This is a genomic window from Aeromicrobium halocynthiae (assembly GCF_039531385.1).
Classification (GTDB): domain Bacteria; phylum Actinomycetota; class Actinomycetes; order Propionibacteriales; family Nocardioidaceae; genus Aeromicrobium; species Aeromicrobium halocynthiae.
The window spans coordinates 90,411-108,215 of the sequence record NZ_BAAAPY010000005.1 but is presented as its reverse complement, the minus strand read 5'-3'; the positions used below and the strand labels follow the sequence as shown (position 1 = coordinate 108,215).

At 72.4% G+C, this 17,805-nt stretch carries 22 protein-coding genes; 12 read left to right on the top strand and 10 right to left on the bottom strand.

Going from position 1 to position 17,805, the window contains the following annotated elements; all coding sequences use genetic code 11:
* Window positions 1–108 precede the first annotated feature (108 nt).
* The 8 genes from ABD213_RS08900 (at window position 109) to ABD213_RS08865 (ending at window position 8,279) form a co-directional block, all read left to right on the top strand.
* Entirely contained in the window at window positions 109–2,883 is a 2,775-nt protein-coding gene (locus ABD213_RS08900) for a DUF4040 family protein (protein ID WP_344327096.1), read from the top strand.
* Entirely contained in the window at window positions 2,880–3,191 is a 312-nt protein-coding gene (locus ABD213_RS08895; RefSeq protein ID WP_344327093.1) for a sodium:proton antiporter, read from the top strand. Before ABD213_RS08900 ends, ABD213_RS08895 begins: the two co-directional genes overlap by 4 nt.
* Complete coding sequence (locus ABD213_RS08890; protein WP_344327091.1) at window positions 3,188–4,702, top strand: monovalent cation/H+ antiporter subunit D family protein; 1,515 nt, start codon at window positions 3,188–3,190, stop codon at window positions 4,700–4,702. The genes ABD213_RS08895 and ABD213_RS08890 overlap by 4 nt, the downstream gene beginning before the upstream one ends.
* Complete coding sequence (locus ABD213_RS08885) at window positions 4,699–5,061, top strand: Na+/H+ antiporter subunit E (protein ID WP_344327088.1); 363 nt, start codon at window positions 4,699–4,701, stop codon at window positions 5,059–5,061. Before ABD213_RS08890 ends, ABD213_RS08885 begins: the two co-directional genes overlap by 4 nt.
* A complete protein-coding gene (locus ABD213_RS08880) occupies window positions 5,058–5,315 on the top strand; it encodes an MrpF/PhaF family protein (RefSeq protein WP_344327086.1) in 258 nt (85 codons plus the stop codon). Before ABD213_RS08885 ends, ABD213_RS08880 begins: the two co-directional genes overlap by 4 nt.
* Window positions 5,312–5,653 carry a cation:proton antiporter gene (locus ABD213_RS08875; RefSeq protein ID WP_344327084.1) on the top strand — a complete coding sequence of 114 codons (342 nt, stop codon included), beginning with the start codon at window positions 5,312–5,314 and terminating at the stop codon, window positions 5,651–5,653. The genes ABD213_RS08880 and ABD213_RS08875 overlap by 4 nt, the downstream gene beginning before the upstream one ends.
* Window positions 5,654–5,663: 10 nt before the next feature.
* Window positions 5,664–7,190: a gamma-glutamyltransferase gene (locus tag ABD213_RS08870; protein ID WP_344327082.1), complete on the top strand. Its 1,527-nt coding sequence runs from the start codon at window positions 5,664–5,666 to the stop codon at window positions 7,188–7,190.
* Window positions 7,191–7,253: 63 nt separating this feature from the next.
* Window positions 7,254–8,279, top strand: a complete 1,026-nt coding sequence (locus ABD213_RS08865; RefSeq protein WP_344327079.1) for a glycerophosphodiester phosphodiesterase family protein — start codon at window positions 7,254–7,256, stop codon at window positions 8,277–8,279.
* Here ABD213_RS08865 and ABD213_RS08860 read toward each other — a convergent pair.
* Genes ABD213_RS08860 through ABD213_RS08845 form a run of 4 tightly spaced genes read right to left on the bottom strand, consistent with a single transcriptional unit; the run spans window position 8,212 to window position 10,054 of the window.
* The gene (locus ABD213_RS08860) at window positions 8,212–8,448 is read right to left on the bottom strand and encodes a PspC domain-containing protein (RefSeq protein ID WP_344327077.1); all 237 of its coding nucleotides are present in this window, start codon (window positions 8,446–8,448) and stop codon (window positions 8,212–8,214) included. The genes ABD213_RS08865 and ABD213_RS08860 overlap by 68 nt on opposite strands.
* A 9-nt stretch (window positions 8,449–8,457) precedes the next feature.
* Window positions 8,458–8,574, bottom strand: coding sequence for a PspC domain-containing protein (locus ABD213_RS08855; protein WP_344327075.1), 117 nt, complete (start codon window positions 8,572–8,574; stop codon window positions 8,458–8,460).
* Window positions 8,571–8,855, bottom strand: coding sequence for a hypothetical protein (locus ABD213_RS08850; protein WP_344327073.1), 285 nt, complete (start codon window positions 8,853–8,855; stop codon window positions 8,571–8,573). Before ABD213_RS08850 ends, ABD213_RS08855 begins: the two co-directional genes overlap by 4 nt.
* A complete protein-coding gene (locus ABD213_RS08845; protein ID WP_344327071.1) occupies window positions 8,852–10,054 on the bottom strand; it encodes a PspC domain-containing protein in 1,203 nt (400 codons plus the stop codon). Before ABD213_RS08845 ends, ABD213_RS08850 begins: the two co-directional genes overlap by 4 nt.
* A 130-nt stretch (window positions 10,055–10,184) precedes the next feature.
* On the opposite strand from ABD213_RS08845, the gene ABD213_RS08840 reads away from it, so the two are divergent.
* Both ABD213_RS08840 and ABD213_RS08835 read left to right on the top strand, forming a co-directional pair.
* The gene (locus ABD213_RS08840; protein WP_344327069.1) at window positions 10,185–11,432 is read left to right on the top strand and encodes an ATP-binding protein; all 1,248 of its coding nucleotides are present in this window, start codon (window positions 10,185–10,187) and stop codon (window positions 11,430–11,432) included.
* Window positions 11,429–12,097, top strand: a complete 669-nt coding sequence (locus ABD213_RS08835; protein WP_344327067.1) for a response regulator — start codon at window positions 11,429–11,431, stop codon at window positions 12,095–12,097. The genes ABD213_RS08840 and ABD213_RS08835 overlap by 4 nt, the downstream gene beginning before the upstream one ends.
* Here ABD213_RS08835 and ABD213_RS08830 read toward each other — a convergent pair.
* The gene (locus tag ABD213_RS08830; protein WP_344327065.1) at window positions 12,090–12,407 is read right to left on the bottom strand and encodes a hypothetical protein; all 318 of its coding nucleotides are present in this window, start codon (window positions 12,405–12,407) and stop codon (window positions 12,090–12,092) included. The genes ABD213_RS08835 and ABD213_RS08830 overlap by 8 nt on opposite strands.
* A gap of 127 nt (window positions 12,408–12,534) precedes the next feature.
* Window positions 12,535–12,738 carry a hypothetical protein gene (locus ABD213_RS08825; protein WP_344327311.1) on the bottom strand — a complete coding sequence of 68 codons (204 nt, stop codon included), beginning with the start codon at window positions 12,736–12,738 and terminating at the stop codon, window positions 12,535–12,537.
* A gap of 89 nt (window positions 12,739–12,827) precedes the next feature.
* Between ABD213_RS08825 and zwf the strand changes: the two genes are divergently transcribed.
* Window positions 12,828–14,264, top strand: a complete 1,437-nt coding sequence (gene zwf / locus ABD213_RS08820) for a glucose-6-phosphate dehydrogenase (protein WP_344327063.1) — start codon at window positions 12,828–12,830, stop codon at window positions 14,262–14,264.
* Between the two features lie 3 nt (window positions 14,265–14,267).
* Here zwf and ABD213_RS08815 read toward each other — a convergent pair whose 3' ends face one another.
* Window positions 14,268–14,882 (bottom strand): TetR/AcrR family transcriptional regulator, encoded by a 615-nt coding sequence (locus ABD213_RS08815; protein ID WP_344327061.1) that lies wholly within the window; start codon window positions 14,880–14,882, stop codon window positions 14,268–14,270.
* 44 nt (window positions 14,883–14,926) lie between these two features.
* On the opposite strand from ABD213_RS08815, the gene ABD213_RS08810 reads away from it, so the two are divergent.
* Window positions 14,927–16,213, top strand: coding sequence for an oxygenase MpaB family protein (locus ABD213_RS08810; RefSeq protein WP_344327059.1), 1,287 nt, complete (start codon window positions 14,927–14,929; stop codon window positions 16,211–16,213).
* Here ABD213_RS08810 and ABD213_RS08805 read toward each other — a convergent pair.
* Genes ABD213_RS08805 through ABD213_RS08795 form a run of 3 tightly spaced genes read right to left on the bottom strand, consistent with a single transcriptional unit; the run spans window position 16,154 to window position 17,801 of the window.
* Window positions 16,154–16,618 carry a GNAT family N-acetyltransferase gene (locus ABD213_RS08805; protein ID WP_344327057.1) on the bottom strand — a complete coding sequence of 155 codons (465 nt, stop codon included), beginning with the start codon at window positions 16,616–16,618 and terminating at the stop codon, window positions 16,154–16,156. The two genes, ABD213_RS08810 and ABD213_RS08805, sit on opposite strands and share 60 nt — an antisense overlap.
* Window positions 16,615–16,977, bottom strand: a complete 363-nt coding sequence (locus ABD213_RS08800; protein ID WP_344327055.1) for a GntR family transcriptional regulator — start codon at window positions 16,975–16,977, stop codon at window positions 16,615–16,617. The genes ABD213_RS08805 and ABD213_RS08800 overlap by 4 nt, the downstream gene beginning before the upstream one ends.
* Window positions 16,974–17,801: a hypothetical protein gene (locus ABD213_RS08795; RefSeq protein WP_344327052.1), complete on the bottom strand. Its 828-nt coding sequence runs from the start codon at window positions 17,799–17,801 to the stop codon at window positions 16,974–16,976. The genes ABD213_RS08800 and ABD213_RS08795 overlap by 4 nt, the downstream gene beginning before the upstream one ends.
* Window positions 17,802–17,805 lie beyond the last annotated feature (4 nt).

Sequence of the window (17,805 nt, the reverse complement as noted above, 5' to 3'; positions counted from 1 at the left end):
GGTGCCTCTCGATAGACTCCCACCCGGTGAGCCGGGAAGCCTGGTCGGCGCCGGTCCGTCGACCCCTCGCACTTACCCGTCCGTGAACACTCCTCACCGAGAGGCAGCATGAGTCTCATCGCCCTGGTCGCCGTTGCCGGTGCGCTGGTCGCGCTCACGCCGATCATCGTGCGACTCGCCGGCACCCGCACCGGGTGGGTCATGGCCGTGGCCCTCGCCGGCCTCACCGGCTGGCTGGTCGCGGTCTGGGCGCGGACGCCGAACCTGGAGCAGAGCGTCCCCTGGATCTCGGCGATCGACGTGTCCCTGCGCCTGCGCCTCGACGGCCTGGGCCTGCTGTTCGGCGTCATCGTCCTCGGTATCGGCGCCCTCGTCATGCTCTACAGCGCCGCCTACGTCACCGAGAAGCGCCCCACCAGCTTCTACACGCTGATGATCCTGTTCGCGGCGTCGATGCTCGTGCTCGTGCTCGCCGACGACCTCGTCGTCATGTTCGTGGCGTGGGAGTTCACCACCCTCTGCTCCTACCTGCTCATCCTGCGCTCCGGCCCGAACGCCCGGCCCCCGGCCACGCGCACGCTGCTCGTCACCGCCGGCGGCGGGCTCAGCCTGCTGGCCGCGGTCTCGCTCGTCATCGTCACCACGGGCACCACCCAGCTGTCGGTGGCGCTCACCGACGACGCATGGACCGACCAGCCGGCGTTCGCCACCGCAGTCGCCGTCCTCGTCGCGGTCGCCGCGTTCACGAAGTCGGCGCAGTTCCCCTTCCACGCCTGGCTGCCCGACGCGATGGTCGCCCCGGCGCCGGTCAGCGCGTACCTGCACGCCGCCGCGATGGTCAAGGCCGGCATCTACCTGCTGCTGCGCTTCGCCGACGCCGCCTCCCACGCCGACGTCTGGCCGGTCCTGCTGGTCACCGTGGGCGTCATCACGACGATCATGGGCGGCGTCTTCGCCCTGCAGCGCACCGACGTCAAGGAGCTGATGGCCTACTCGACGGTCAGCCAGCTCGGCCTGCTCGTCGCGATCATCGGCGTCGGCGGCGAGTACGCGATGCTCGCCGCCTGCCTGCACGTCGCGGCGCACGCGCTGTTCAAGTCCGCCGGGTTCATGTACGTCGGCCTCGTCGAGCGGCGGTCCGGGACCCGCGACATCCGCGAGCTCCACGGGCTGGGCAAGGCGATGCCGTGGACCACGGCCGTCGTCGCCGCGGCGATGCTCAGCATGGCCGGCATCCCACCGCTCTTGGGCTTCGTGAGCAAGGAGCTCGTCCTCTCCTCCTCCTTCGACGCGGTCGAGGCCGGCGTCGGCATCGCGCTCCTCGCCATCGTCGGCATCTCGCTCGCCGCCGTGTTCACGGTGGCCTACAGCGCCCGGGTCGTCGTCGACAGCATCGGTGGGGAGCCGATGGAGCTGCGCCCGGTGCGCGGCACCGTCTCGATGGCTGTCGCGATGGGCGCGAGTGCCGCAGCCGGCATCGTCCTCGGTGCCGGCGTCCCGGTGATCGACGCCCTCATCCGGCCCGCCGCGGCCGCCGCCGGCGCGGTGCCGGAGTCGGAGATCAACGACCTCGCGCTCTGGCATGGCGTCAACGTCCCGCTGGTGATCTCCCTCGCGATCATCGCGGTCGGCGTCGTGCTCGTGGTCCAGCGCCGACGCCTGGACCGCGCCCTCGACCGGCCCCTGTTCCCCGGCACCGGCGTCGGCGCCGTGGAGTGGCTCCGCACCTCGGTCATCACCGGCGGCCGCCGCGTCGGCGACCTCACCCGCTACGACGCCCCCGCGGCCCACCTGGCCGTCCCCATCGGGCTCGTCGCCCTGGTCGGTCTGGCGTCGCTCGCCGTGGTGGCGCCGGACTCGCTGCGGCCCGACGTCGACCGTCCGGTCGACAAGGCGCTCCTGCTCGTGATCATCGTGGGCACCATCGTCGCGGTCGCCTCGGCCACGCGCCTCGGTGCGGTGATCGCCGTCGGCATCACAGGCTTCGCCGTCGCGCTCTGGTACTACGTGCTCGGCGCTGCGGACGTGGCCCTCACCCAGCTTCTCGTGGAGATCCTCACCGTCGTCATCATCGTCATGGTCCTGCGCCGACTCCCACGCACCTTCGCCGCGCGACGGACGGGCCACCGCATCGCCTCCGGTGTCGCCGCCATCACCGCAGGCGTGGCCGCCACCATCGCCACCCTCGTGCTCACCGGCGCCGAGGGGATCACCCCCGCGGGCGAGTACTACCTGCGCGAGGCCGAGAACGAGACCGGCGGCAGCAACGTGGTCAACACGATCCTCGTCGACTTCCGTGCGCTCGACACCTTCGGCGAGCTGGTGGTGCTCGCGATCGCCGGTCTCGCCATGGCCGCGCTGCTCTCCGCACGCGGTCGGGTCGGCTCGAAGCCACCGGAGATTAAGCACACCGCCCTCGACGACCCGGTCCTCAACGCCGTCTTCCTCAAGACCCTCGCCAAGGTCGTCGTCCCGCTGATGGTCTTCGGCTCCGCGTTCGCCCTCTACCGCGGCCACGACGCGCCCGGCGGAGGGTTCATCTCCGCGCTGATCGGCGCCGCCGCGGTCTGCCTGATCTACCTCGCCGCGCCGTCGGACCGCTGGACGCAGCGGCGTCTGCCGTACCTGGTCATCGCCGGCGCCGGCGTCCTGCTCTCGGCAGCCGTCGGGCTCATCGGGTTCGTCGAGGGCTCCTACCTGCGGCCCATCGACCTGGACCCGTTCGGCATCAAGCTCTCCAGCGCCCTGATATTCGACCTCGGCGTCTACCTCGCCGTCTTCGGCGTGATCCTCGCGGCCGTCACCCTGATCGGCGGACCCGACGACGACGACCCGGCCGCCGAGGCCGACGCCCAGACCGACCCCGAGGAGGCCGTCCGATGAGCCTCGCCCTGACCATCGGCGTGCTGACCGCCGGCGGCGTCTACCTGCTGCTCGACCGCACCTTCCTGCGCCTCGTGCTCGGCTTCGTCGTGCTGAGCCACGCCGTCAACCTCGTGCTGTTCGCCGCCGGCGGCGCGGACCGCCGGGTCGAGCCACTCGGCAGCAACCTCGACCCGGGCGCCGTCTCCGACGCCCTTCCGCAGGCGTTCGTGCTCACCGCCATCGTGATCGCGTTCTCGATCACCGTCTACATGCTCGTGCTCGCCATCACCGGTGAGGAATCGGAGTCCGAGGAGGAGACGTCATGAACGACGCCGTCCTGCCCCTGCTCGCCGGGGTCCCGCTCGGGGTAGCCGGACTGGTCGCCATGGCCCCGCGCGGCGCCCGATGGGTCCTTCCGCTCACGTTCGCGACGCTGATCGCCTCGCTCGTCGTCGCCGTCGTCCTCGTGGCCGAGACCCGCGACGGCTCGAGCATCGGGCACGGAGTCGCCGGATGGCCCGCGGGCATCTCCATCCCGTTCGTGGCCGACGTGTTCTCCTCCCTGATGCTCGTCGTCACCGGGCTGCTGTCGCTGGTGTGCACGTGGTTCGCCGTGGTGTCGGGCACCGGGCGCATCCATCTCTTCGCGCCGTTCGTGCTGGTTCTGACCGCCGGCGTCAACGGCGTCCTGCTCACGGCCGACCTCTTCAACCTCTTCGTCTTCATCGAGGTCATGCTGCTGCCGTCGTACGGCCTGCTGATCCTGGCCGAGCGACGCCGGGGCACCGACCGGTCCGTGCGGGGCTCGCGCCTGTACGTCACGTTCAACCTGTTCGTCTCCACGCTTTTCCTGGCCGGCGTCGGCCTGACCTACGGCATCGCCCGGACCGTCAACCTCGGCGAGCTCGCCGGCGCGGCGCAGGAGTCCGACGCCGTCGCCGCCGCGGTCGGTGTCTGCCTCGTGGCGCTGTCGATGAAGGCCGCGAGCTTCCCCGCCTACGGCTGGCTCGCACGCGCCTACCCGTCCACCTCGCCGGCCGTCACGGCCTTGTTCTCGGGCCTGCACACGAAGGTCGCCATCTACGCCATCTACCGGATCTACGCCGTCGTCTTCGACGGCGACACCCGGTGGCTGTGGATCGGCCTGGTCGCCTTCAGCCTGACCATGGTGGTGGGCGTGCTCGGCGCGGTCGGCGAGAACACCACCCGCTCGATCCTCGCGTTCCACATGGTCAGCCAGATCGGCTACATCCTGCTCGGCGTCGCGATCTTCACCGCCGCCGGGCTCGCGGCGGGCATCTTCTACCTGCTGCACCACATGATCGTGAAGGCGTCGCTGTTCCTGTCCGCGGGAGCGGTCGAGGTGCGCCACGGCTCGGCCCGGCTCGACGCCGTGGGGGCGGTGGCCCGGCGCGAGCCGTGGCTCGCGGCGGCGTTCGCCATGGCCGCGCTGTCCCTGGCCGGCCTGCCGCCGTTCTCCGGCTTCGTGGCCAAGCTGACCATCATCCTGGCCGCCTTCGACGCCGGTCATGCGGCCGTCGCCGCCACGGCCATCGTGGTCAGCCTGCTGACGCTGCTGTCGATGCTGAAGATCTGGGACGCGGTGTTCGTCTCCGCGCCGCGCGAGGACGCGAGCGCCGAGACGGCCGGCGGAGGTGTCGTCACCGAGCAGCGGGTCGGGATGAAGCTCACGGCGCCGGGGCTGGTGCTGGCCCTCGTCACCCTCGGCCTCGGCCTCGGCGCCGAGGGACTGCTGTCGCTCACGCAGGTTGCCGCGGCCGGTCTGCTGGACACCTCCGGCTACGTGGCGGCCGTCCTGGAAGGAGGCGTCCGATGAGCCGGCTCCCGGCCCTGTGGCACGCCCCGGTCTTCCTGGCCTGGTTCGCCCTGGAGGTCGTGCGCTCCAGCGGTCGCGTGCTGTTCGACATCGTCACGCCCGGCTCGCAGGCCACGCCGCGGGTCGTCCGGATGGAGGCGAGGTCGCGCTCGGACGCCGAGCTGACCCTCATCGCCGCCCTCATCACGCTGACCCCCGGCACCCTCACGGTCGGCACCCGCACCCACGGCGACCAGCGCGTCCTGCTGGTGCACTCGATGTACCACGCGAGCACCAAGGACGCGCTGACCGACCTGCACGACATGGAGGACCGCATGCTCCACGGACTCGGTGTCCAGCGACCGGGAGCCGACCGATGATCGGCGTCGACGTCGCGATCGGTGGCGCCATCATCGCCCTGCTCATCTCGGCCTGGCGGATCCTCGCCGGACCGACACCGGCGGACCGGGTCGTCGCGGGCGACCTGCTGTCGTTCTCGGTGGTCGCGCTGATCGGCCTGCTGGGCGTGCGGGCGGCGAGCACGGCGACGCTCGACCTCGTGCTCGTGGCGACGTTGGTCGCCTTCCTCGCCGCGGTCTCCCTGGCGCGTGCGTTGACGCGAGGGTGGCGATGAGCGTGCTCGACATCATCGGCAACGTCCTCGTCGTCGTCGGGGCCCTGGTCTTCGTCATCGCCGCCATCGGACTCGTCTCGTTGTTCGACCCCTACACGCGGGCGTCGGCCGTCGCGACGGCGGCGGGCGTCGGCGTCTCACTGATCGTGATCGGCATCGTGATGATCGACCCGTCGACGGCCAACGTCGTCAAGGGGGCGGTCGCGATCGTGCTGCAGCTGGCGACGTCGGCGATCGGCGGCATGGCGATCGCCCGCGCGGCGGTCATCTCGGGGCACCGGTTCGAGAACGGCACGGACACCGAGGCGCTCGACGCCCTCGACGACCGCGGGGAGTAGCCTGCCCGCCATGCCCGACGTCGCCATCGCCGCACCCAACGAGGCCGCGGCCGATGCGGGGGAGGCGGTCGCCGGTCTCGGCGGGAACGCGGTCGACGCCGCCGTGGCCGCAGTCCTCGTGACGATGGTCAACGAGGTGGGCATCGTCTCGCTCAGCTCCGGCGGTTTCGTGACCGTGCAGCCGCCGGACGGGTCGGCGCCGGTCACGGTCGACGGGTGGATGGACATGCCGGGCAGAGCCGTCACGACACCACGGTCCGGTCCCCCCTCCACCTGGGACGTGGTGACCGACTACGGCGGCGGGGTGAGGGTGACGATCGGGCCGGGGTCGGTCGCTGCGCACGGCGCGGTGGCGGGGCTGGAGGAGGCGCACCGGCGCTGGGGCTCGGTGCCGTGGTCCGAGCTGGTGGCTCCGGCCATCGGCGTCGCGCGCGGCGGGTTCGCGCTGGGGTCGGCGTCGCGCTACTACCTGCGCTACGTCCACGAGGACATCTTCGGCTGGGACCCGGCCAGCAGCGCCGCCGTGCACGACCCGCGTCCAGGACACGAGTCGGTGGTCACCTCGGGCGTGGTGGTGGTGCCCGACCTGGCGGCGTCGCTGGAGCGCATCGCGGCGGAGGGCGCCTCGGCACTGCACACCGGTGACCTGGCCCGGCTGATCGCCGACGACGTGACGGGCCGCGGCGGCCTGCTCGGTCTCGACGACCTCGCCGCGTACCGTCCGGTGGTCCGTCCGGCGCTGCAGGCTCGGGTCGGGCCGTGGACGCTGGGCACGAACCCGCCACCGGCGGTGGGTGGGGTGTGCGTGGCGGCGATGCTGCGGCTGCTCGACGGTCACCCGCGCTCGGTGGTCGACGGTCGGTGGTCCGACGACGACGTCGAGCACCTCGTGCAGGTGCAGCGGGCGGTCCTCGGGCACCGGCTCGACGTCCTCGACCACAGCGACGACCTGGAGGCGGACGCCGCGGCGCTGCTGCGGCTGGTCTCCGACCGACCCGGAGCGCTGCTCGGGCACTCCTCGGGCTCGACGGCGCACGTGTCCACCACCGACTCCGACGGCGCGGCCTGCGCGGTGACCGTCTCCTCCGGCTACGGGTCCGGCATGATCGCCGCGGGCACCGGCATCTGGCTCAACAACTGCCTGGGTGAGCAGGAGCTCAACCCGGCGGGCCTGCACGGACTGCCGCCGGGGACGCGCCTGCTGTCGAACATGGCACCGACCGTCGGCCACCACGAGGACGGGGCGGCTCTGGCGATCGGGTCGCCCGGCGCGGACCGCATCTCGACGGCGGTGGCCCAGGTGCTCGCCGGCTTCGCTGCCGGTGGCCTGGGCCTGCAGGAGGCCGTCGACCACCCGCGAGTGCACGTGCACCGGGCGGGGCGGACCGACGAGGTGGTCAAGCGCGAGGAGGAGCCGTCGATGTACTTCGGAGGCGTCGGGGCGACGCTCCTGCGGCGGGGGCCCGACGGCTTCGACGTCGAGGCGGCAGCCGACCCCCGTCGCGACGGCGCCGTGCGCGTGGTCAGGGCGTCGTAGGACACGTCCCGGCGTCGGGCACGCCTCCCGCGGTCCGTGGGGTGCGCCTGGTTCACTCGATGCATGGTCGAGCCGGTCGTGATCGCCCATCGGGGTGTCCCTGGCGAGCGCCTGGAGCACACCCGCGACTCCTTCCTGCTCGCGATCGAGCAGGGCGCGGACGTCATCGAGCCGGACGTCGTCGCGACGCGCGACGGCGTTCTCGTGGTCCGCCACGAGAACGAGATCGGCCACACCACCGACGTCGCCCAGCACGCACGGTTCGCGGACCGCCGCACCGTCAAGGTGATCGACGGGGTGGCCTTCGCAGGGTGGTTCACCGAGGACTTCACGCTCGAGGAGCTGCGGACGTTGCGCTGCCGCGAGCGCCTGCCGCAGCTGCGCGAGCACAACCTCCGGCTCGACGGCACGGCCGGGATCCTCACCCTGGAGGAGGTGGTCGAGATCGCCCGGGCCGCGGACCGGACGGTGGGGGTCTACCCCGAGACCAAGCACCCCTCGTACTTCGCGAGCATCGGTCTGGACCTCGACGACCTCCTGCTGGCGACGCTCGAGCGCTGCGGGACCGACGGGGCGGCCGACTCCGACGTCCCGGTGACGATCCAGTCGATGGAGACGGCGAACCTGCGTCACCTGCGGTCACGGACCGCCGCGACCATCGTCCAGCTCCTCGACCGCGCCGGGTCGCCGTGGGACCTGCACGTCGCCGGCGACCCTCGCACCTACGCCGACCTCACCACCGACGCCGCTCTCGCGGACATCGCCACCTACGCCGACGGCATCGGCCCGAACAAGAGTCTCGTCATCGGCCGCGACGACGACCACCGCCTCACCGGCCCGACCGGGCTCGTCGAGCGCGCCCACGAGGCGGGCCTGCTCGTGCACGCATGGACGATCCGCGACGAGAACAACTTCCTGCCGCTGGACCACCGCGTCGGAGACGACCGCGCCGCCCACGGCGACGCCGAGGGCGAGTGTCTCGCGTTCCTCGAGGCCGGCGTGGACGGCGTGTTCGCCGACGTCACACGGACGGCGGTGGCGGCTCGTGCGCGATGGTCTGCGAACCGGGTGGCGTCGCCGTCGGCATGATGATCCACGCCAGCAGGTAGATCACGATGACGGAGCCGACACCGACGAGCGTCAGCACGACCACCGCCAGACGGACGAGGTTGGCGTCGAGACCGGTGTAGTCGGCGATCCCTCCGCAGATGCCGGCGATCCACTTGTCCTCGGTGCTGCGTGCGAGCTTCTTGGCCATGGGTCCTCCTCAGGGGTTCGTGCGGGTGTCGGGCATGACGATCCAGGCGATGACGTAGGCGAGGGCGATGCCGCCGCACACCCCCGCGATCCACCGGGCATCGGCGCTGCGTCGAAGCGTCGTCATCGCTGTCCTTCCTCCAGGTCGGTGGGACGGTCGGTCCGGGTCGGGTGGTCGTCCTCCTCGAGCCTCTCACCCGCAGGCGTCGCAGGCAGCGTGGGCCGCCGGGCGATCACCACGGTGGCGGCGATGCCGACGACGCCGAGCACGATGAGGGCCACGGCGACTGCGACTCCGGCACCGTCGACGTCGGCGAGGTCCAGCTCGAGCACCGCCCACGCAGCGGCGACGGTGAGGAACGTCAGGCCGCAGAGGGCACTGCCCCACCGGGCGGGATGGCGGCTCATCGCCGGACCACCCTGACCTGGCCCATCGACTGGTCGACCTGCAGGGTCAGCACGGGACCCGTGCGGACCGAGCGTCGGTCGACGTCGACGAAGGTGCCGTTCTCCTGCTCGCCGAGGAAGTCGACGTTGCCGGCCAGGAGGTCGGCCTCGAGCGCCACGTCCAGACCCTCGGGAACGACGACGAGCGTCTCGCCGAGTCCGTGGGTGAGCTCGACGGTGCGTCCCTCGAGGGCGGCGGGGTCCTCGACGTCGGTCAGGTCGAGGGTCAGCAGGCCCATCCCGAGCCGGTACTCGTCCTGGACGTCGGCCGCCGTGACGGGGGCCCACGTCGGGTCACCGGCGCGTAGCGACGGCACCAACGAACCGACCACGAGTGCGGCAGCGAGCAGCAGGCCGACGGGGATCAGGGGCCCGGCGTTGCCGACGACGGTACCGATCAGGAGGCCGGCGCCGGCGACCGCGAGGGCCAGGGCGACGTAGGCCGTCCACCGCAGGTCCTCGGTCGGTCCGAGGAGGGACAGCAGCGCGACGGCGATCGCCGCGATCGAGAGCGTCAGCACGGTCAGGGCCCACGAGAAGGGTCGTCGGGGACGCGGGGGAGGGGGCGCATGGGTGGGCGGCGACCACGCGTCGACAGGGGGTGCGGTGGGCATGGCGAGCTCCTGGGTCGTCTCGGGCTGGGTCGTCTCGGTCCAGGTGTTCTCGGGCCGGGTGTTCTCGGGTTGCGCGGTCTCCCGGCGTCGACGCGGTCGCACCACGAGCAGCCAGTAGGCGAGGGCGACCGGGACACCGAGCCAGAAGGCGACGAAGGCGAGCGGCCAGAAGAACCAGCCGAGGCTCGTGTCGCCGACGATCGCCAGAAGGGCGAGGACACCCGCGACGAGCAGGCCGGTGGTCCGCACCTGGCGCTCGTTCTCGCGGAGGTCGAACCAGTCGCCGACGATGCTGCGCTCGGCGTCCTCGGCCGGCAGCAGCAGCCAGGCGGCCGCGTAGAGGATCAGCCCCGCCAGCCCGGCGAGGCACAGCACCGCCAGGACGACCCGCACGATGACGGGGTCGATCCCGAGGTGCCGTCCGATGCCGGTGCCCACGCCGGCGACCAGCCGGTCCTCGCGGGGGCGTCGGACGTCGGCGAGGGTGCGGGCCCGGCCGGGTTCGAACCGGTCGCGTTCCTCGCTCGTGCCAGTGGTGTCGTTCATGGCTCCATCGTCGTCGGGCGATCGACCCCGGACCATCGGGTGTGCCCCTGAACCGACCCCGAGGGGACTCGGGGTCCGGCGAGGGTCGTCTCCGTGGCGGCGGTCGCACCCGACGTGTGACGATCGTGGCGTGAGCCAGACCCGACGTGCGTACCGACCGGCCGAGCACCGGCTCGTCGGCGGCGTCGCCACCGGCGTGGCCGAGCACCTCGGCGTGCCGGTCCTGTGGGTGCGCGCCGCGTTCGTCGTCGGGACGTGGTTCAACGGCGCGGGCGTGGTGGCCTACCTCGCCCTGTGGCGCTTCCTCCCCCTGCGCACCCCCGACCTCAACCCCGGCCTGGACGCGGCGACCCGTCGCGAGGCGCGACCCGGGTCCCGCCCCCGCGCCGTGGAGGTCGTGCAGGCCGCGGCGATGCTGGCGGTCGGGCTCGGCGTCCTGGTGCTGCTCGCCGTCACGGGCCTCGGGCCGTCCGGGACGGTGCTGCTGCCGCTGCTCGTGGGCGTCGTCGGGGTGGCGCTCGTGTGGCGTCAGATCGACGACGCCACGTGGGCGTCGTGGCTGCGCCAGACGCGCGGCTGGGGCTTCGTCGCGCGCGTCACCGGCGGCGTCGTGCTCGTCGGCGTCGCCGGGCTCTACCTGCTGACGCAGGAGCGCGGCCTCGGCGCGATTCGGGACCTCGGCGCCGCGCTGGCCGTCGCGCTAATCGGTCTGCTGCTCATCCTCGGGCCGTGGATCATCTCGCTCGTCACCGACCTCGGCGCGGAGCGGCGCGAGCGGATCCGGTCGCAGGAACGGGCCGACGTCGCCGCCCACCTGCACGACTCGGTCCTGCAGACCCTGGCGATGCTGCAGAAGAACGCCGCCGACCCCGCGGCCGTCGCCACCCTCGCCCGGCGGCAGGAGCGCGAGCTGCGGTCGTGGCTCTACGGCGACGAGACCGATCCGGGGGAGTCGCTCGGTGCCGCCCTGCGCTCGGTCGCCGACGAGGTCGAGCAGCTGCACCGCGTCGTGGTCGAGCTCGTGGTCGTCGGCGACGTCGCGCTCGACCCCGACGTGGCGGCGATCGTTCGTGCCACCCGGGAGGCCGTCGTGAACGCTGCCAACCACGCCCGGGTCGACCGGATCGACGTCTACGCCGAGACCGACGGCCGCGAGGTCGAGGTCTTCGTGCGTGACCGCGGCGTCGGGTTCGACCCCGACCGCGTCGCCGACGACAGGATGGGCCTGCGCGGGTCCATCGTCGCCCGGCTCGAACGTCACGGTGGCCGCGCACGGGTCGTGAGCGCGCCCGGCGAGGGCACTGAGGTGCGGATGTCCGTGCCGGTCCGGCGCGAGCACCCTCACCCAGCCGCCGCCCCTCCGCAGGAGACCCGATGAACGAGCCCCTCGACCGCTCCGGCGCCAGCCTGCGCGTGGTGGTCGTCGACGACCACGCCATGTTCCGCACGGGGGTGCGTGCCGAGATCGAGCGCGCCGGAATCGTCGTCGCGGCCGAGGCCGAGGACGTCGAGTCGGCGGTCTCGGCGATCACCGACGCCGAGCCCGACGTCGTCCTGCTCGACGTGCACATGCCCGGGGGAGGGGGAGCGGAGGTGATGCGTCGCATCGCCCGACGCGGGCCGGCCACCACCTTCCTCGCCCTGTCGGTCAGCGACGCCGCCGAGGACGTCATCGGGATCATCCGCGCCGGCGCTCGCGGGTACGTCACCAAGAGCATCTCCGGGCCCGAGCTCGTCGACGCCGTCGCCCGGGTCGCCGGCGGCGACGCCGTCTTCAGCCCACGGCTCGCGGGGTTCGTCCTCGACGCGTTCGCCGGGACGATCGAGGTGGCCCAGGTCGACGAGGACCTCGACCGGCTCACCGAGCGCGAGCGGGAGGTGATGCGCCTCATCGCCCGCGGCTACGCCTACAAGGAGGTCGCCAAGGAGCTGTTCATCTCGATCAAGACCGTCGAGACGCACGTCTCGAGCGTCCTGCGCAAGCTCCAGCTCTCGAGTCGTCACGAGCTGACGAAGTGGGCGAGCGACCGCCGGCTCATCTGAGGACGTCCTGCTCGGGCAGGTCCGGGTGCGCGGGAGCACGCCGCGGGCCCGCGAACCCCGAGCCGGACTCGACTGGGCCGGCATGGGTGCGCGTCGTCCGTCCGGCCGTCGGTGTGAAGGTGAAGTCGACCCAGCCCGGCGCGTCGGCGAACCATTCCTGCGTGGCGGTCAGCAACTGGCTGATCGGCGGCAGCACGAACGCGAACACGAAGTACCCCACGAGACCCGCGGCCGACTGGCGCATCACCAGGCCGAGCACGAACCCGACCGCTACGGACAGCACCTGCGCGAGGACCGTCGTGGCGAGCATGACCGGGCGTCTCGAAGGTCTGCTCCCAGCTCGGTCAGCAGGACGCCGGCACGGTGGGCGACGGTGGCGTCGAGAGCTCGGTGAAGAGGTGCGGCGTCGCTCGTGCGCGCGATCGTGCCGCTCGCGGTCAGCAGCGACTCGGTCGTGCCGCTCGCGACGACCCGACCCTGTCCGATGACGACGCGCGAGGAGCGCCGCGGCCAGCCTGAGGCGTTGACGCATCCCGAGGGAGTACTGCCGGACGCGGCGGCGGGACTCCGCGGTGCTGAGTCCGACCACCGATGGTCGCGGTGCCGGCGTCGGCGGGGGTGAGGCCGGCGAGGACGCGCAGGGTCGTGGACTTGCCGGCGCCGTTCGGTCCGAGCCCGAGGTCACCTCAGGGTTCACCAGGGCGCGACACGACGGGTCTAGCCTCGGACCATGAGCGAGCCGCATCTCATCGTCCTGTTCGGCGCGACGGGCGATCTCGCACGTCGCAAGCTCCTCCCGGGCATCCTGCACCTGCTGCGCACCAACCTGGTCGCGGACTCGCGCATCATCGGGGTCTCGATGGACGACCTCGACGACGATTCCTTCCGCACCTTCGCCCAGGAGGCCTGCCGCGAGTTCGGACGGCCGGTGCCGGAGGCCGAGTGGGAGGACTTCGCGCCGAAGCTGCACTACGTGAACGTCGGAGCCGGTCCGGACCGGCTCGCCGCGGTGGCCGCCGAGCTCGAGGCTCAGCTCGGTGGCGACGCGCGCCGGCTGCACTACCTGAGCGTCCCGCCGGCGGCCGCGCTGGACGTCGTCTCGACCCTGCGCGACGCCGACCTCGTCGACCGCTCCCGCATCATCATGGAGAAGCCGTTCGGGACCGACCTCGCGTCGTCGATCGCGCTCAACTCCGCGATCCACGAGGTCTTCGACGAGCAGCAGATCTTCCGCATCGACCACTTCCTCGGCAAGGAGGCGGCGCTCAACATCCTCGCCTTCCGCTTCGCCAACGGCTTGTTCGAACCGATCTGGAACCGCACCTTCATCGACCACGTCCAGATCGACGTGCCGGAGACGCTGTCGGTGGAGGGACGTTCGGGGTTCTACGAGGGCACGGGGGCGTTCAAGGACATGGTGGTCACGCACCTGTTCCAGATCCTCGCGTTCATGGCGATGGAGCCGCCCACGTCGCTGGACTCGGAGTCGATCAGCGAGGAGAAGAACAAGGTCTTCCGCTCCATGCTCCCACTCGACCCGGTCGACGTCGTCCGGGGCCAGTACCAGGGCTACCGGGACGAGCCCGGCGTCAGCCCCGAGTCGGAGACGGAGACCTTCGTGGCGCTCGAGGCGCACATCGACAACTGGCGGTGGGCGGGGGTGCCGTTCTACCTGCGCACCGGCAAGCAGATGGCCGAGGGCGCGCGGATCATCTCGATCGCCTTCCGCGAGCCACCGAAGTCGATGTTCCCGAGCGGCTCCGGCGTGGGCCTGTCCGGTCCGGACCACCTGACCTTCGACCTCGCGGACTCCTCGCGGATGTCGTTGTCGTTCTACGGCAAGCGTCCTGGGCCCGGGATGCGCCTGGACAAGCTGTCGATGCAGTTCGCGATGCAGGACACCGACCGGGCGGGACAGGTGCTCGAGGCCTACGAGCGGCTGATCCTCGACGCGATGAAGGGCGAGCGGACGCTGTTCACCACGGCCGAGGGCATCGAGCGGCTGTGGGAGGTCTCGCAGCCGCTGCTCGACGACCCGCCCCCGCTGCGGCCCTACCCGCCGGGCACGTGGGGACCGAACTCCGTGCACCAGCTCATCGCGCCCAAGGCGTGGCGGCTGCCGTTCGAGCGGTCCTGGCGCGCCCCGAACGAGAGCGGGGCCGAGTAGGGCTCAGGTCCGCCGTGGCTCGAGGTGCGCGAGCACGAGGTGCGTCAGCTCGGACACGAACACCTCGCGAGCGATCGACGGCGCGTCCAGCACGTAGCGGACGGTCAGCTGTTCCACGGTCCGCACGAGCAGCCACGCGGCCGTCTCGGGCTCCACGGCTCGCGTCGGACGCTGCGCGGCGAGGTAGGTGGCGACGAGCTGGGTGACCTGGTCGCGCAGTGCGACCAGTCGTTCGCGGTGGTGTGCCAACGGGAGCTGCTCGGTCACGACGCGGAGCATCTCGGCGTCGGCCTCGAGGGCGGCGAGCAAGGCGGCCACGCTGTCGTGGGCGACGGTCTCGCCGCGGGCGCCGAGGTTGGTCGTGAAGGCTGCGGCGACACGGGCTGCGAGGTCGTCGGAGTACCGGGCGACGACGGCGTCGACGATCGCCTCCTTGCCGTCGAAGTACTGGTAGAGAGAACCGGGGCTGATGCCGGCGCGGCGCGCGATCCGGTTCGTCGAGGCGGCGTCGTGCCCCTCGACGAGCAGCACCTCGTGCGCCGCCTCGAGGATCCGCTCGACCATGCGACGCGAGCGTTCCTGCTGCGGATGGCGACGCAACGGCGCGGGGGAGGGCATGACGCGAATGGTATGCGAGCGATCGCTCGTGTCACGATCGGGTCATGTCCGAGATCCCCACCCGGTACCGCGCGGCCGAGGCGCGAGGCGCACGCCTGGGCCGGCCCCTGCGCATCCTGACCGGCCTCCGCGAGGTCGACGAGGACCTGATGGAGCAGCTGGCCCGCGGGTTCATGCGCTGCGACGAGCCGGGCGCCGCGCTCGCTCGAGCGATCCGCGCCGAACCAGGCGACCCCGACCGTGTCTCGATGGCGCAGCTGCGGCGCGCGCTCGCCGACGGCATCGAGTCGGTGCCCGAAGCACCTGACCCGCTCCGGTCCTTCTTCGCCTCGGTCGAGGCGACGCCGGGGTGGGTCGACCACGACCTCGTCGACGAGGGGGCCCGTGTCGTCGGACGGCTCGGCCGCAACGCCGCCGACGTGCTGCTCCAGCTCTCCCTCATCGGGGGCTACCGCTTCGGCGGTCCTCCGGATCTGCTCGTCGCGACCGGTGGACTCGTCGGCGAGACAGCCCTTCGTCGGCTGGGGGAGACCCAGCAGTGGACGATCGCCGTGGCGGAGCCGGGTGCGTTGCGCCCCGGGGGCCCCGGCGTCGCGCTGACCCTGCACGTCCGCGCCATGCACGCACTCGTCAACGAGACGTTCCTCGACGACTCGCGTGGGGAGCGCTGGGACGTCGAGCGGTGGGGCCTGCCGATCAACCAGACCGACCAGGCCGCGACCCTCGGGCTGTTCAGCGGCGTGCTGCTCCTCGGCTGCCGTGCGCTCGGCGTGCGGGTCTCGCGCGCGGACTCGCGCGCCGTGATGCACCTGTGGCGCTACGTCGGATGGTTGCTCGGCATCGAGGACCGCTGGCTGGTCGAGACTGAGTGGGAGCAGCACCGGTTGAACCACCACGTGCTCCTCGCCCAGGACGGTCAGACGCAGGCCGGTGCCGCCCTCGCCCAGGCGATCGTCGCCGCGCAGGACCGCCTCTGGGTCCGTCCACCGGTCGGCCTGCGCCGCCGCTACGCGCGGGAGCGGCTGCTGAGCATGCTCACCATGTTGCTGGGTCGGCGCAGCATGCGCGAGCTCGGCCTCCCGACGCGTCCACCGTGGGCGGTGCCGACGGTGATAGTTCAGAACGTGCTCCGGTACTGGGTGCTCGGGCGGACACGGTGGGGACGGCGCCGCCTCGACGCGTGGGGCGCGAGGGTCCGGCGCGAGGTCATGGCACGCCACTTCGGTCCCGTCGAGGGAGACGTCGGGCAGCTCGGTCCGGACGGTCGGGACTCAGCCGCGCACGAGGTGCACGACGGGGAAGGGCCGCCCGAACGCGTCGTGGGTGTGTGAGCGCAGCCGCCAGAACCCGCGCGAGGCGTAGAAGCCGAGGCCGTGGGAGTTGCCGGCGTACACCTCCACGCTGGTCGGTCGGACGTGGTCGACGAGGGCGGTGCCGATGCCGCGACCGTGGGCGGACGGCTCGACGTACAGCAGCTCGAGGTGCGTGAGCCCGGCCCCCGGATCCGATGCCGGGCGGACGCCGGCGAACCCGAGCGGGCCGGACTCGTCCTCGACCACCCACACGTCCATCGACGGAAGCAGGGCGTCGCGGATGTACGGGGCGGCGTCGGCGAAGTCGTCGTCGGCCATGAACCCGTGGCTCGTCCGGGCGGCGCGCTCCCAGAGGTCGGTGAGGTCGTCGAGGTCGAGCTCCTCGGCCAGCCGCAGGCGCGACCCCGGTACCGGGCCGTTCACCGACCCCACTCCCGCTCGACGAGCCGGAGGGCCTCGTCGCGCGACAGCCCGGTGCGGCGCAGCGTCTCGACGAAGGCTCGCGCCGCTGCCGTCGCGTCCTCGTCATCGACGAGTCGCGACGCGACGAAGGTGCCGCGTCGGCCCTGCGTCTGGATGATCCCGGCCGCCTCGAGCTCGCGGTAGGCGCGCGCGACGGTGCCGGTCGCGAGATCGAGGTCGGCGGCGAGCTGGCGCACGGTGGGCAGCTTGTGGCCGGGCGCGAGGGCACCGCTGGCGGCTCCTGCTGCGACCTGGCGTCGGATCTGCTCGAACGGCGGGTCGCTCGCGGCGGGGTCGACCTCGACGGCAAAGGTCGTCACGCCTGGACCGCCATGAGGGCCTTGCGTCGTTCGCCGGTGGCGACGGTGACCGCGGCGAAGACGGCCACGTAGGCGGCACCCAGGGCCACCAAGCCGACGACTCCGGCCGAGGGGGCGAGCAGGATGCCCGCGTACGCGAGCAGGACGGCGCCGTTCGCGGTGAGGTTCTCGGTCAGGCGGTCGGCCGTCGCGTCGGCGAGCGTGTCCGCCACGACGGCGGACTCGGTGTCCCCGGCGGGTGTGGGGCGGGCGAGCAGCCAGCGGCGGGTGAGCAGGCAGGCGCCGATGGTGGTGAGTGCGGTGAGGGCGCAGGCGGTGGCCACCGCGCCGGAGGTCACTCCGGCGGCCCAGGAGACTCCGCAGGCTGCGGCGACGAGGGCTGCGACGGCGACCAGGGCCTGTTCGGCCCGTCCCTCGCGAACCGTCCGGTGGGGCTCGCGAACCTGCAGGGAGGCGACCCGTGGACCGTCGGGCGGCGGCGGCGTCGTGCGGACGATCTCGACGACCTCCGCGAGCGCCGAGCCGAGGACGGTGGCGGCGAGCACGAGCCCGACGAGGGCGAGGTCGGGCGAGCCGGTGGGCTCGCGGACGACCCCCCAGAGCATCGCGAGCGTGGCGACGATCGCGACGGCGCCTCCGGCGCAGGCCACGCGGGTGCGTCGGTTCAGCGCGCCGAGCAGTGCGGCGGCGCCCTCGTCGGAGAGCGTGGCGCCGCGGGCGGTGAGTCGTCGACGTGCCCAGCGGTCGCTCAGTGACGGCGCCAGGACCGCCTGCGCCCCGACGACTCCCAGCAGCAGGACTCCCACGAACGTCAGTGCGATCATCGTT

Excerpts from the sequence above, each read along its gene's own strand:
- ABD213_RS08810 (WP_344327059.1), top strand. The coding sequence starts at position 14,927 with ATGTCCGAGATCCCCACCCGGTACCGCGCGGCCGAGGCGCGAGGCGCA.
- ABD213_RS08895 (WP_344327093.1), top strand. The coding sequence starts at position 2,880 with ATGAGCCTCGCCCTGACCATCGGCGTGCTGACCGCCGGCGGCGTCTAC.
- ABD213_RS08900 (WP_344327096.1), top strand. The coding sequence starts at position 109 with ATGAGTCTCATCGCCCTGGTCGCCGTTGCCGGTGCGCTGGTCGCGCTC.
- ABD213_RS08860 (WP_344327077.1), bottom strand. The coding sequence starts at position 8,448 with ATGGCCAAGAAGCTCGCACGCAGCACCGAGGACAAGTGGATCGCCGGC.
- ABD213_RS08855 (WP_344327075.1), bottom strand. The coding sequence starts at position 8,574 with ATGACGACGCTTCGACGCAGCGCCGATGCCCGGTGGATCGCGGGGGTG.
- ABD213_RS08850 (WP_344327073.1), bottom strand. The coding sequence starts at position 8,855 with ATGAGCCGCCATCCCGCCCGGTGGGGCAGTGCCCTCTGCGGCCTGACG.
- ABD213_RS08890 (WP_344327091.1), top strand. The coding sequence starts at position 3,188 with ATGAACGACGCCGTCCTGCCCCTGCTCGCCGGGGTCCCGCTCGGGGTA.
- ABD213_RS08885 (WP_344327088.1), top strand. The coding sequence starts at position 4,699 with ATGAGCCGGCTCCCGGCCCTGTGGCACGCCCCGGTCTTCCTGGCCTGG.
- ABD213_RS08835 (WP_344327067.1), top strand. The coding sequence starts at position 11,429 with ATGAACGAGCCCCTCGACCGCTCCGGCGCCAGCCTGCGCGTGGTGGTC.
- ABD213_RS08880 (WP_344327086.1), top strand. The coding sequence starts at position 5,058 with ATGATCGGCGTCGACGTCGCGATCGGTGGCGCCATCATCGCCCTGCTC.
- ABD213_RS08870 (WP_344327082.1), top strand. The coding sequence starts at position 5,664 with ATGCCCGACGTCGCCATCGCCGCACCCAACGAGGCCGCGGCCGATGCG.
- ABD213_RS08815 (WP_344327061.1), bottom strand. The coding sequence starts at position 14,882 with ATGCCCTCCCCCGCGCCGTTGCGTCGCCATCCGCAGCAGGAACGCTCG.
- ABD213_RS08875 (WP_344327084.1), top strand. The coding sequence starts at position 5,312 with ATGAGCGTGCTCGACATCATCGGCAACGTCCTCGTCGTCGTCGGGGCC.
- ABD213_RS08830 (WP_344327065.1), bottom strand. The coding sequence starts at position 12,407 with ATGCTCGCCACGACGGTCCTCGCGCAGGTGCTGTCCGTAGCGGTCGGG.
- ABD213_RS08845 (WP_344327071.1), bottom strand. The coding sequence starts at position 10,054 with ATGAACGACACCACTGGCACGAGCGAGGAACGCGACCGGTTCGAACCC.
- ABD213_RS08865 (WP_344327079.1), top strand. The coding sequence starts at position 7,254 with ATGGTCGAGCCGGTCGTGATCGCCCATCGGGGTGTCCCTGGCGAGCGC.
- zwf (WP_344327063.1), top strand. The coding sequence starts at position 12,828 with ATGAGCGAGCCGCATCTCATCGTCCTGTTCGGCGCGACGGGCGATCTC.
- ABD213_RS08795 (WP_344327052.1), bottom strand. The coding sequence starts at position 17,801 with ATGATCGCACTGACGTTCGTGGGAGTCCTGCTGCTGGGAGTCGTCGGG.